Annotated in this window: 13 protein-coding genes and 2 tRNA genes; 10 read left to right on the forward strand and 5 right to left on the reverse strand. The window is 61.2% G+C overall.

The window, feature by feature from the left end:
• Nucleotides 1–176: 176 nt before the first annotated feature.
• The 8 genes from AC3WTO_RS09480 (at nt 177) to AC3WTO_RS09515 (ending at nt 7,273) form a co-directional block, all read left to right on the forward strand.
• Complete coding sequence (locus AC3WTO_RS09480) at nt 177–491, forward strand: ArsR/SmtB family transcription factor (RefSeq protein WP_492460453.1); 315 nt, start codon at nt 177–179, stop codon at nt 489–491.
• The gene (locus AC3WTO_RS09485) at nt 488–937 is read left to right on the forward strand and encodes an SRPBCC family protein (RefSeq protein ID WP_492460454.1); all 450 of its coding nucleotides are present in this window, start codon (nt 488–490) and stop codon (nt 935–937) included. The genes AC3WTO_RS09480 and AC3WTO_RS09485 overlap by 4 nt, the downstream gene beginning before the upstream one ends.
• Nucleotides 938–1,057: 120 nt before the next feature.
• Nucleotides 1,058–1,663: an ATP-dependent Clp protease proteolytic subunit gene (locus tag AC3WTO_RS09490; protein WP_492460455.1), complete on the forward strand. Its 606-nt coding sequence runs from the start codon at nt 1,058–1,060 to the stop codon at nt 1,661–1,663.
• 59 nt (nt 1,664–1,722) lie between these two features.
• Nucleotides 1,723–2,022 carry a hypothetical protein gene (locus AC3WTO_RS09495; RefSeq protein ID WP_492460456.1) on the forward strand — a complete coding sequence of 100 codons (300 nt, stop codon included), beginning with the start codon at nt 1,723–1,725 and terminating at the stop codon, nt 2,020–2,022.
• Between the two features lie 701 nt (nt 2,023–2,723).
• Nucleotides 2,724–5,645: an excinuclease ABC subunit UvrA gene (uvrA, locus tag AC3WTO_RS09500; RefSeq protein WP_492460457.1), complete on the forward strand. Its 2,922-nt coding sequence runs from the start codon at nt 2,724–2,726 to the stop codon at nt 5,643–5,645.
• Nucleotides 5,642–6,049: a DUF302 domain-containing protein gene (locus tag AC3WTO_RS09505; protein ID WP_492460458.1), complete on the forward strand. Its 408-nt coding sequence runs from the start codon at nt 5,642–5,644 to the stop codon at nt 6,047–6,049. The genes uvrA and AC3WTO_RS09505 overlap by 4 nt, the downstream gene beginning before the upstream one ends.
• A 211-nt stretch (nt 6,050–6,260) precedes the next feature.
• Nucleotides 6,261–6,470, forward strand: a complete 210-nt coding sequence (locus tag AC3WTO_RS09510; protein ID WP_492460459.1) for a hypothetical protein — start codon at nt 6,261–6,263, stop codon at nt 6,468–6,470.
• Nucleotides 6,467–7,273, forward strand: coding sequence for a DUF72 domain-containing protein (locus AC3WTO_RS09515; RefSeq protein WP_492460460.1), 807 nt, complete (start codon nt 6,467–6,469; stop codon nt 7,271–7,273). The genes AC3WTO_RS09510 and AC3WTO_RS09515 overlap by 4 nt, the downstream gene beginning before the upstream one ends.
• Before the next feature lie 79 nt (nt 7,274–7,352).
• Here AC3WTO_RS09515 and AC3WTO_RS09520 read toward each other — a convergent pair whose 3' ends face one another.
• The 5 genes from AC3WTO_RS09520 to AC3WTO_RS09540 all read right to left on the reverse strand — a co-directional run bounded on the left by AC3WTO_RS09520 (nt 7,353) and on the right by AC3WTO_RS09540 (nt 11,221).
• Nucleotides 7,353–8,111, reverse strand: coding sequence for a PopZ family protein (locus AC3WTO_RS09520; RefSeq protein ID WP_492460461.1), 759 nt, complete (start codon nt 8,109–8,111; stop codon nt 7,353–7,355).
• Nucleotides 8,112–8,415: 304 nt separating this feature from the next.
• Entirely contained in the window at nt 8,416–9,795 is a 1,380-nt protein-coding gene (locus AC3WTO_RS09525; protein WP_492460462.1) for a TolC family outer membrane protein, read from the reverse strand.
• A gap of 177 nt (nt 9,796–9,972) precedes the next feature.
• Entirely contained in the window at nt 9,973–10,641 is a 669-nt protein-coding gene (locus tag AC3WTO_RS09530) for a protein-L-isoaspartate O-methyltransferase family protein (RefSeq protein WP_492460463.1), read from the reverse strand.
• 83 nt (nt 10,642–10,724) lie between these two features.
• Nucleotides 10,725–10,798, reverse strand: a tRNA-Cys gene (locus AC3WTO_RS09535).
• A 165-nt stretch (nt 10,799–10,963) separates the two neighbouring features.
• Nucleotides 10,964–11,221 (reverse strand): hypothetical protein, encoded by a 258-nt coding sequence (locus AC3WTO_RS09540; RefSeq protein ID WP_492460847.1) that lies wholly within the window; start codon nt 11,219–11,221, stop codon nt 10,964–10,966.
• A 212-nt stretch (nt 11,222–11,433) separates the two neighbouring features.
• On the opposite strand from AC3WTO_RS09540, the gene AC3WTO_RS09545 reads away from it, so the two are divergent.
• Nucleotides 11,434–11,508, forward strand: a tRNA-Asn gene (locus AC3WTO_RS09545).
• Nucleotides 11,509–11,649: 141 nt separating this feature from the next.
• Nucleotides 11,650–12,078, forward strand: coding sequence for a hypothetical protein (locus AC3WTO_RS09550; protein WP_492460464.1), 429 nt, complete (start codon nt 11,650–11,652; stop codon nt 12,076–12,078).
• Nucleotides 12,079–12,117 lie beyond the last annotated feature (39 nt).

Genomic DNA, 12,117 nt, shown 5'->3' on the forward strand with positions numbered 1-12,117 from the left:
CCTGCCCGCCTCCATGGACATGCCCTTTCCCACAAGGTTTTTGTTCTATTTCTGTTCTAAATCCTGCAACCTCTCCTTGTCAAGGAACGCCTGCCAAGGAGCCTGTGCGCCGCAATTCAATTCCTTGCGCGAAAAGGCCCTTGCCAAACGAATAAGTATCCACTTATGTTTTCGGCATGATCGAATCCGAGATCTTCAAGGCCCTGGCCGACCCGACCCGCCGCGCGCTGTTCGAACGGTTGGTCGACGAGGAGATGACCGTCACCGAGCTGCGCGCCGGCACGCCGGTGTCGCAGCCGGCGGTGTCGCAGCATCTTGCTGTCCTTCGCGGCGCCGGGCTGGTGAGCGAACGCCGCGTCGGCCGCAACGCCTTCTACCGGGCCGCCCCAGAGGGGCTGTCGCCGCTGCTTACCTGGATCGAACGTTACCGCGCCTTCTGGCCCGACCGCATCGAAAGGCTGAAGACCGTGCTGAAGGAGATGGATCAATGACCTCACCCGACGACATCGTTGTTGAATGCGATCTGCCGGAAGCGCCCGAAAAAGTATGGCGCGCGCTCACCGAACCGGAGATCGTCGCGGCCTGGCTGATGCCCAGCGACATCAAGGCCGAGACCGGGCATCGCTTTTCGCTCGGCACGCAAAGCCGCATCGACTGCACGGTGCTGGAAGCCGAGCCTTGCCGCCTGCTGCGCTATTCCTGGCGCGAAGCCGACAAAACCAATGCTACGGAAGGGTTCGACAGCGTCGTCACCTTCGAACTGACACGCGCCGCCGGTGGCGGCACGCATCTGCGTGTCGTCCATGACGGCTTCGTCGCCGCGACAACGGCAGTCTGCGGCATCTCAGGTGCCCGCTGCAGCGTCGTCGTCGATGCCCTAAAACCCACCAAAACCCTCGCGGCGGCGAATGCGCCGCAATGGCGCATGGCCGCTTAGCGCCGCGCGTCCATTCGGACGCGCAAAAGGACGCTCTAACACTTTGATTTGGCGCATGATCCTTTCCGAAAATCGATTCCGATTTTCGGGATCATGCGCAAACAGGAAGGAACCAAGACAATGTCCGGTGTCGCCAATCTTGTGCCGATGGTGATCGAACAGTCGAGCCGCGGCGAACGCGCCTTCGACATCTTCTCCCGTCTGCTGCGTGAACGCATCATCTTCGTCAACGGCCAGATCGAGGACAACATGGCCGCGATCATCTGCGCGCAGCTGCTGTCGCTCGAAGCGGACAATCCCGAGAAGGAAGTGTCGCTCTACAACAACTCACCCGGCGGCGTGGTGAGTTCCGGCTTCGCCATCTATGACACGATGCGCTACATCTCCTGCCCGGTCTCGACCGTGTGCATGGGCTTTGCCGCCTCGATGGGCTCGTTCCTGCTCATGGCTGGCGACCCCGGCCGGCGCATCGCGCTTCCCAACAGCAAGATCGTGCTGCATCAGCCGCTCGGCGGCTTCCAGGGCCAGGCTTCGGACATCCAGCGACATGCCGAGGACATACTGAAGACCAAGCGGCAGATGATCGATCTTTATGCCGAGCATTGCGGCCGCACGCGCGAGGAAGTCGAGAGCACGCTCGATCGCGATCATTTCATGAATGCGGAGGAAGCCAGGACATGGGGCGTGGTCGACCATGTTTACGGCACCCGCAAACGGGCGGCGTAAGAAGTCACCGCACATCGCATCTTTCACCACGGCACTGGCCCTGGCGGGTGAAGACACCTATGTTGAACACCATGGTCCTCATTCGTCGCCTGCCACCGTTGTGTCTCGCCGCGCTCGCAGCCGGCCTGCTTTCGACATCGTCTGGATTTGCCGGCGACGCCGGCAAACAGGCGGCAAAGCCGCTGCCCGGCGTCAATGGTGGCTACAGCATTGTCAAGCCGGCGGCCCCGCAACCGGAGCCGGATGACTATGATCCAGCCTCCGGCCGCCAGTTCAAGGTCGGCGATATGGATGTGCGCATTTCCGGTTCGGTGATCGTGGATGTTGGGGCGGGCAATCTTCCCGCGCCACGACGATAGCCGGCGGGTTCTGATGCATCTGCCGCCGGCAGGCTGAAACGCGGCTCACCACAAAAGAACAGCCCCGCCGCTGCCTTGGCATGCGGACGGGGCTTTTTAGGGCTTTACCCAATTTTGCCGGGAGCGTTTTACCGGCTTTGGATTTCGGGTTCTTCGCGGCTCACGGCCGACGACCCGACTTGTGGTCTCTGATTGTAGGGGATCGGCAGGTCACGGTTTGCGCGGAAAGCGCAGCCTTCCTGACACCTATGCCCGCCGTGGCTCCAACGACAGCTGGAGCCTGAAGGGACTGTCCGGTGGGGTCATGCCTCGCTCCTCTGTTGGTTGCTCTTGCTGTCTGCCGAACTCTCACTCGTCTGGTCTGCGGCGCCTCGCAGACCGCCTTCCGGCTCGAGGATCGCCACGGGGCGATCGGTTCAGGCGACGGCTAACCTTGCGCCTTCACTTCCGCAGCGTCAACCGGCAGTCGCCCGATTGCGAAAATTGTGATCGGAACGGTCCGGAACGTCACGTTCTGCTGACATCGCATTGTCAGGAGCGCGTTCGGCCTTTGTTCTTTTTTGCTTGCTCGCCCGCGCGAAAGACGCTTAAACGCTCATGATCGCCCGAGAGTCTCGATCTTGCGGCAACAATACCCATATGAACGGACGGCGGCTGGGGTCGCCGATCCGAAACATTGCTAGCTGAGGCGGCGGAGCGGCATGGCCGACCATAAGTACATTTCCATTCGCGGCGCGCGCGAGCACAATCTGAAGAACGTCGATCTGGACCTGCCGCGAGACAGCCTCGTTGTAATGACCGGCCTGTCCGGCTCGGGCAAATCGTCCCTCGCCTTCGACACGATCTATGCCGAGGGGCAGCGTCGCTACGTCGAAAGTCTTTCGGCCTATGCCCGCCAGTTCCTTGAGATGATGCAGAAGCCGGACGTCGACCAGATCGACGGTCTGTCGCCCGCCATCTCGATCGAGCAGAAGACCACCTCGCGCAATCCGCGCTCGACGGTCGGTACCGTCACCGAGATCTACGACTACATGCGCCTGCTGTTCGCACGCGTCGGCATTCCCTATTCGCCAGCCACCGGCCTGCCAATTGAGAGCCAGACGGTTTCGCAGATGGTCGACCGTGTGCTGGCCCTGGAGGAAGGCACGCGCCTCTACATCACCGCCCCGATGGTGCGTGGGCGCAAGGGCGAGTACAAGAAGGAACTGCTGGAGCTCCAGAAGAAGGGCTTCCAGCGCGTCAAGGTCGACGGCACCTTCTACGAGATCGCCGACGTTCCGGCGCTCGACAAGAAATACAAGCACGATATCGACGTCATCGTCGACCGTATCGTCGTGCGTGCCGACCTTGCCACCCGCCTGGCCGACTCCATGGAAACCGCGTTGAAGCTGGCTGAAGGGCTGGCGGTTGCGGAATTCGCCGATCGGCCCCTGCCGGCGGCAGCGACGGCGGAAGAATCTGCCTACAAGTCGAAGAACGAGACGCACGAGCGCATTCTTTTCTCGGAAAAGTTCGCCTGTCCGGTTTCCGGCTTCACCATCCCGGAAATCGAGCCGCGGCTGTTCTCCTTCAACAATCCGTTCGGCGCCTGCCCAACCTGCGATGGCCTCGGCAGCCAGCGTGCCATCGACGAGAACCTCGTCGTCCCGGACGACAACATCACCTTGCGCGATGGCGCGGTGGCGCCTTGGGCAAAGTCGACCTCGCCCTACTATTCGCAGACGCTGGAAGCACTGGGCAAGGCCTACGACTTCAAGCTCGGCGACAAATTCAAGGATCTGAAGGACGACGCCAGGCAGGCTATCCTGCGCGGCACCGGCGAGCGTGAAGTCACCTTCAACTATGATGACGGCCTGCGCTCCTACAAGACCACCAAGACCTTCGAAGGCGTGATCCCCAATCTCGAACGGCGCTGGAAAGAGACGGAATCGGCCTGGATGCGCGAGGAAATCGAGCGCTTCATGGCCGCCACTCCCTGCCCCGCCTGCGCCGGCTATCGGCTGAAGCCGGAGGCGCTGGCGGTGAAGATTGCCGGCAGGCACATCGGCGAGGTCACCGAGCTCTCGATCCGCAAGGCCGATCTCTGGTTCAATGAACTGCCGGCGCAGCTCAACGATAAGCAGAACGAGATCGCTATCCGCATCCTGAAGGAAATCCGCGAGCGGCTGCGCTTCCTCAACGACGTCGGTCTCGACTACCTGACGCTGTCGCGCAATTCCGGCACGCTTTCGGGTGGTGAAAGCCAGCGTATCCGTCTTGCCTCGCAGATCGGCTCCGGTCTCACCGGCGTGCTTTATGTGCTGGACGAGCCGTCGATCGGCCTGCACCAGCGCGACAATGCACGCCTGCTGGAGACGCTGAAACACCTGCGTGATATCGGCAATACGGTGATCGTCGTCGAACACGACGAAGACGCCATCCTCACCGCCGACTATGTCGTCGACATCGGCCCGGCGGCAGGCATTCACGGCGGCCGCATCATTGCCCAGGGCACGCCACGCGAAGTGATGGCCAACCCGGCCTCGATCACAGGCAAATATCTGTCCGGCGAGCTTGAAGTGGCGACGCCTGTCGAACGGCGCCCAGGCAAGAAGGGCAAGCGCGTCAAGGTTGTCGGCGCGCGCGGCAACAATCTGAAGAACGTGACCGCCGAATTCCCGCTCGGCACCTTCACCGCGGTGACTGGCGTCTCCGGTGGCGGCAAGTCGACCTTCCTGATCGAGACGCTGTTCAAGGCCGCGTCCCGCCGCATCATGGGTTCGCGCGAGCACCCGGCCGAACATGACCGCATTGAGGGCCTGGAATTCCTCGACAAGGTCATCGACATCGACCAAAGCCCGATCGGCCGTACGCCGCGTTCCAATCCCGCCACCTACACCGGCGCCTTCACGCCGATCCGTGACTGGTTCGCCGGCCTGCCCGAAGCCAAGGCACGTGGTTACCAGCCAGGCCGCTTCTCCTTCAACGTCAAGGGCGGTCGCTGCGAGGCATGCCAGGGCGATGGCGTTATCAAGATCGAGATGCACTTCCTGCCGGACGTCTATGTCACCTGCGACGTCTGCCACGGCAAACGCTACAACCGCGAAACGCTGGACGTCACCTTCAAAGGCAAGTCGATCGCCGACGTGCTCGACATGACCGTCGAGGAAGGCGTCGAGTTTTTCGCTGCGGTGCCTGCGGTGCGCGACAAGCTGATCACGCTCAATCAGGTCGGCCTCGGCTATATCCACATCGGCCAGCAGGCAACCACGCTGTCGGGTGGTGAGGCGCAGCGCATCAAGCTTGCCAAGGAACTGTCCCGCAAGGCCACTGGCAAGACGCTCTACATCCTCGACGAGCCGACCACCGGGCTGCATTTCCACGACGTCGCGAAGCTTCTGGAGGTGCTGCATGAACTGGTCGACCAGGGCAACACGGTGATCGTCATCGAACACAATCTCGAGGTCATCAAGACTGCCGACTGGGTGCTCGATCTCGGCCCTGAGGGTGGCGACGGCGGCGGCGAACTCGTCGCCTCGGGCACGCCGGAAGATATCGTCGCGGAACCGCGCAGCTACACCGGCCAGTTCCTGAAGGAACTTCTCGAACGCCGGCCGAAAGGCAAACGAGAGGCGGCCGAGTGAGCGACAGCGAAGGCGTCGTCTCCGTCGAAAGCCGGTTCGGGGTATCCGAAACCGTCGATCGCCTGGTAGAGACGGTGACAGGACTGGGCCTCTACGTGTTTGCCCGCATCGATCATGGAGCCGGCGCGCTTGACGCCGGCATGACACTTCGCCCGACACAGCTTTTGATCTTCGGCAATCCGAAGGGCGGAACGCCGCTGATGCTGGACAGGCAGATTGCCGGTATCGACCTGCCGGTAAAAGCGCTCGCCTGGGAAGATCAGGACGGCAAGGTCTGGCTCTCTTACAACACGGCGGAGTGGATCGCCACCCGGCATGCACTCGGTGATGCCAGCGCAAAAGCGATCCAGGCGATTGTCGGCGGCATGGACAAGGTCGTCAGGATGGCGGCCGGCCAGGAATAGCCCTGGCGAGTTTGTCCGATGCAGGACAGCAGCAGACACGGAAACAAGAACAAAAAAAAAGCAGACGAAATCTTTCGCCTGCTCTCCCCTAGCATTTGGCGGCAACGCGGCCGTTGGCACCGCGCCGCGCCCCCGAGCCAAAGAACCGGGAGAACGGTATTAACGGTCTACCTTAATGTTAGCGCATCTTAATCCAAGGTACATACCTCAAATGGAGGAGATGGGGAGCTTTGAGCTGGAGCGCCGGCCCTGTAACACAACCCGCGCGATCAAGGAGATTTTGCCAAACGCGCTGATGCTCCTGGTGCTGAACGGAATTGGCAGGATGATCGTCGGCTTTGCCGATTTCGGATGGCTTGCGGCGCTTCGCCGTGGTTTGACTGACCGACGGCATCGAACGGTACATGGAGGGATGGAATGAGTGCAGCGGGAACAATCCGGTCCGGTATGGGCGGCTGGACCTTCGAGCCCTGGGATACGTCGTTCTATCCGGAAACGCTGTCGAAGGCCAAGCAGCTCAGCTACGCTTCGCGGCAGGTCCCTACCATCGAAGTCAACGGCACCTACTACTCGACCTTCAAGCCACCGACGTTCGCCAAATGGGCGAAGGATGCGCCGGACGACTTTGTCTTTTCGTTGAAGGCGATCCGCTTTGCGACCAATCGTCGGGTGCTGGCTGAAGCTGGCGAATCTGTACAGCGCTTCCTCGACTCAGGCGTCTCGGAACTCGGCGACAAGCTCGGGCCTATTCTTTGGCAATTTGCGCCGGCCAAGCGTTTCGACGCTGATGATTTCGGTGCATTCCTGGCGCTTCTGCCCGAAAAGCAGGATGGCGTCGCACTGCGCCACGCAGTCGAGGTCCGTCACGATTCTTTCATCGTGCCCGAATTCGCCGCACTCGCACGCAAGCACAACGTCGCGATTGTTTATGCCGACCATGCAAAATATCCGGCGATTGCCGACGCGACCGGCGACTTCGTCTATGCGCGGCTGCAGACCGGTAGCGACGACAATCCCGACTGCTATACGCCCAAGGCGCTCGATCGGTGGGCCGAACGCGTCAAGACCTGGGCCGCGGGCGGAGAACCGGACGACCTGAAGCGCGCCGACCCTGGTACCAAGGCAGAGGCCACGCCGCGCGACGTGTTCGCCTACTTCATCACCGAAGGTAAAGTCCGGGCTCCCTTCGGCGCCATGGCACTGATGAAACGCGTCGGAGTCTAAGACCCAAAAGACAAACGCCGCCTCATGAGGCGGCGTTTGCTTCTTTTAGCAGGAAGGCGCGGAAAATCCGCGGCTTGGATCAGGAGCCGCGTGCAACGCGCTCGATCTCTTCGCGCACCAGGCGTTCGACCAGCGTTGGCAGATTGTTGTCCAGCCAGTCCTGCAGCATCGGGCGCAGCATCTCGGCGGCCATGTCGTCGAAGGTCTTTTTGGCGCGACCGGCGAAGGCTTCGGACAATTCTTCGAAAGAAGCCGCAACCTGGCGGCTGGTATGTTCCGAGATCAATGCAGGCCGCAGGGGCGCGCTTTCAAACGCCGGCGCGGTGAATTCCAAAGGCTCATGGACCGGATCGTTGCCCGGCTGAGTCGAGAAAACCGGCTCGACCTGCCCCGGGAGCTCATCGGCGCGTCTGTCCGAGACGATCTCGACTTCGCGAGGCCAACCCGCGTGGCTGGCGGCTTCTTCCTTTTCGACAACCGGTTGCGGCGCTGCCGGCACGAACTGTTCCGGCGCTGTCATCGCACCGATTTCGGCGAGCGTGATGACGGAAGCTGCCGGGCGTGGCTCAGCCACAGCGAGCTGCGCTTGAACGTCAGCCAGGCTGATCGGCCTGCTCGGCACTTCGGTGCGCAATTCGCTGCGAAACGCATCGACCTCAGGTGCTGTACTTTCGGCAGGTGTGGCTTCCGCCGCGACCGGTTCATCGTCCTGGCGCGCATCGACAGTCTCGATCGCGCTCTTGCGGCCGGTGTCACTGTCTTCGATGATCCGGCGGATGGAGGCCAGGATCTCTTCCATCGAAGGTTCGCGCTGCACGCTGCTTGCTGCCGTGGCCATTGTCACATTCGCCGCCCTGGAAACCAGTTGCATTTTCGTCCGACACCAAGGCCGGTTCGAATCACAGTCTAAGGGTAACCGACCGATTGCGATCAGAGAATCCCCAAACCGGGGACTTGTGCAGTTTCAACAGATTAGAGCACCCTGGAGCAATTCCAGGAAAAGTGCGCAGCGGTTTTCCGTCCGGAATTGCGGAAAAATAAGGAGGTGGAGCGTTTCCGGGAAAAACGGAAACGCTCCAGAAACGAAGCAGCCCCGCAAAGCGGGGCTGCCAAATTCATCAAGTCCGAAAAACGAAAGCGCTCTAGCGGCCGTCCGGCGTGCGCAGGCCGATCCACTTGTCCTTGACGGCCTTGTAGTGCTCTTCCGGATTGTACTTGGCCACCTGCAGCCCGAGGCGCTCGACAGACAGGCGGCCCATCGCCTGCAGGATGCCGTAGCTGGCAATCACCACGTCACGCTCCGAACCGGCCAGATTGATCTGCGCGCTGAAGACCACGTTCTGCGCGTTCAACACGTCCAGGGTCGTCTGCTGGCCGACATTGCGCTCTTCGATAACGCCATTCAGCGCCAGCTGCGCCGCCGCCACCGAAGCCCGGTTGGCATCGACGTTTTCGCGGGCAGCCGTATAGGAATTCCAGGCAGCAGCAACATTCTTGCGCACCAGGTCGCGCGTCACATCGACTTCGATGCGGGCCTGACCGAGCTGTTCTTTCTTCTGGCGAACCTGCGCGGACGTGCGGCCCCCGGAATAGATCGGCACCGACAACGTCGCGCCAACGCTGGCCGAGGTCGACGACCCGTCGGGGCTCGCTATGCTGCCGGGTGATGCATCCCGGTAATTGCGGGAAATACCGGCATTCGCGCTCAGGGTCGGCAGCAACGCACCTTCAGCCGCCTTGACGCTGAAGCCGGACGCATCGACCAGATGCTGATTGGCCAGGATGGCGGGGTTTTCGTTGTCTGCGGCGGCGATGGCATTTTCCAGGTTCGACGGCAGCAGCTTGCCCAACGGCGACGGCGCCTTCAGCTTGCCTGGCTTTTCGCCGACGATCTGGCGATAGGTGGCGGCGCTCGACAGTGCCTGCGCCTGCGCCGCACTCACCTGTGCCTGTGCGTTGGAACGCCCGGCCTCTGCCTGCGCGACTTCGGTGCGGGTGCCTTCGCCGACCTCGAAGCGAGACCGCGCGGCGCGCACCTGTTCGGTCAGCGCCTTCAGGTTCTGTTCCGTCAGCTTGGCGACCTGACGGTCGTGGATGACATTCATGTAAGCCTGGGCTGCGCTGAACAGCGTGTCGTTCTGCGTGTTGTTCAGCCCTTCCCGCGAGGCGCGAACCTGCGCTTCGGCAGCAGCCACATTGTTCTTGGTCTGGAAGCCATCGAACAGGGTCTGGTTGATCTGCACGCCGAAATTGCCGGTCGTCAGGCGGCCGGCATTGTTTCCGCGCGTGCTGGAATAATCGATGTTGGCCGAGCCGGTGATGGTCGGGCGCCAGCCGGACTTGGCGATCGCCACGCCTTCATCGGTCACCCGCACCCCTGCGCGTGAAGAGTTCAGCGTCGAGTTGTTCTGGTAGGCCTTGGACAATGCGCCGAGAATGGTTTCGGCGGATGCCGCGCCAGGAGCGAGCGCGGTCACCGAAGCAAGCAGAATGGCGAGGAGACTCTTGTTTACAGAATGCACGGCAAATCCTCATTCTTCATTGGAAACCACGCAAGAACGGCTGCCGTGATTGGGGCAACCGTCATTGCGTGTTTGTGTTCCCTGCCGCGAGCCCGTGCTCCCCAAAGTCCGAACCGACGGCAACGATCTGTTAACACAAGCCATCATGCCGCGACGTGAGCCGCAAGAGCAAATATCTTAGAATTCGAAAACACGCACACGTTCGAATCCCGGTAGTGGCTTTATTGCCGCATTAAATGCACGCCGCCCTGCCGCGATTCCAGTAGTCTTGAAAAACAGACGTGCGACGCCTGCGTTGCCATGGCCTTCAACGGCAACAAGGCGGCCACCTTCGGCGAGCTGGTCGAGCAGCGCCTGCGGCACTTCTTCCACGCTGCCGCCAAGGAGAATCACATTGTATGGTGCCTTCGCGGCGTGACCGTCACGCAGCGCGCCTTCGACCACCAGGACATTGTCGTAACCGAGCGACGACAGCGTCGAGCGTGCGGTTTCAGCCAGGGACGAATCGCTTTCCAGCGCAATGACGGATTTCGCGATCCGCGACAGGATCGCCGCGGAATAACCGGTGCCGCATCCGACATCGAGCACGGTGTCGTCAGCGCCGATTGCAGCAAGCTGCAGCAGCTTGCCCAGTGGCGAAGGCTCCATCATGTAGCGCGGCTCCCCAGCCACACCTGCGAGGCGGATGTCCTCGTCGATATAGGCAAGGTCGCTTTGGCTGGCAGCCAGGAAAGCTTCGCGCGGAACGGCGAGGAAAGCATCGAGCACCGGCGCATTCGTCACATCGGTGGTGCGCAACTGCCCATCGACCATCTTCACGCGGCGTGCGGAAAAATCAGCGCTCATGTTCCAACCGTCCCGCTTCCGGCGCAATTCATGCGCCTATGGTCATACGGAACGCCCGCCGGCATCAGTACCGGTGTCGGGATTGGAGGCCTCGCCCGGAATCGAACCGGGGTGCAAGGATTTGCAGTCCTCTGCGTAACCACTCCGCCACGAGGCCTCATCGCTCCCGGCGTTCCACGGCGCTTCAATAGGTTGGGCCGTTTGGGCAGTCAAGGACACAACCTTTATTCCGCAGACAATTCCCTAACCTATTGTGAATGACGGTCGGACGGAGCCGCGCAAATTCGGAGCGCACATGGGCTTTTCGCGGTCAAAGGGCCGATTAGGAGCGACGACGACGCTCCCACCACACCACGAAGCGCCGGCGATGGCGTCGAATCATCGCGAATTCATAAGACAGCACCAGGAAACCGACCGGCAGCATCCACAGGCCGAGCACAGGCAGGAACCACAGGACGCCGCCGAACAGGAACGCCACGCCAATGGCGATACGCAGCGCGCGCGACCGCGGCAACGCGAAGTCCCGCCCGAAGGCGGAAATCTTGTGCTTTCGCTGGCGAGGCTCGCTGTCGGCATTCATGCCTTGCACCGCTCCGTTCATCCTTGCTCCTATGCCTGGTGCCTCTCGCTGGCCCCAAAACGCCAGTTTGCCGGCGTTGGCGCCTGATATGATGGCGTCGGGCTGCGATTGCGAGAACGCGCCACAGAAAAACCTTTTAAAAAAATCGAATTCCCGCTTTGCAAAGCCGAAAAGGATCGCTATAGCCACCCCCGTTCGCACAAGAGCGCTGTTCCCCGGTAGCTCAGTGGTAGAGCAACCGGCTGTTAACCGGTTGGTCGCTGGTTCGAATCCGGCCCGGGGAGCCACTTTATTCGCTCATCAGCAGCCATACCGGAGCCTACAGAAAGCGTCTGCACAGAGTGCTAGGGCTTGAACGGTTTCTCGCAGGATAGCGGTCACTCTCAGACAATCGGTGCTTGGAAATCGCGTGAGCAGGAGGACCATTCATGAATTTTCTGGTCTTCACTTTCACGGGATTGCTGCTCATCGACGCTTCGACAGTTGAGCCGGCAGCATTTGTGGGCACCTATCGCGGGTCACTTTGGAGCGGCGACGGGGATTTGCCCAGTATCACCACTTTAAAGATAGGACGCGATCTGGTCTTGAGCGGTGAATACAGCTTTGTCGAACAAACCGGTCAAACGACTTCGGGTTCACTGGATGCCTGCAAGATAGAACTGCGGGTCCTCATCTGTCAGTGGCACGATCGCTACGGCACAGGCCTCCTGAAGATGGAATTCGATCCCAGCCTTTGCACTTTTCAGGGGCAATGGACGACGACCAATGTCGTTTCGACGGACTGGTCATACTGGAATGGAAGCAGAGGGTGCACGCCAGTAGCAAATGCCGGGAGATCTTTGTCGCAAAGATCCTGATTTCCCAAAAGGCGCTTATGCCGCCTTGCAGCCGGAGGA

Source organism: Mesorhizobium sp. EU05-FHT14A09, assembly GCF_058790995.1.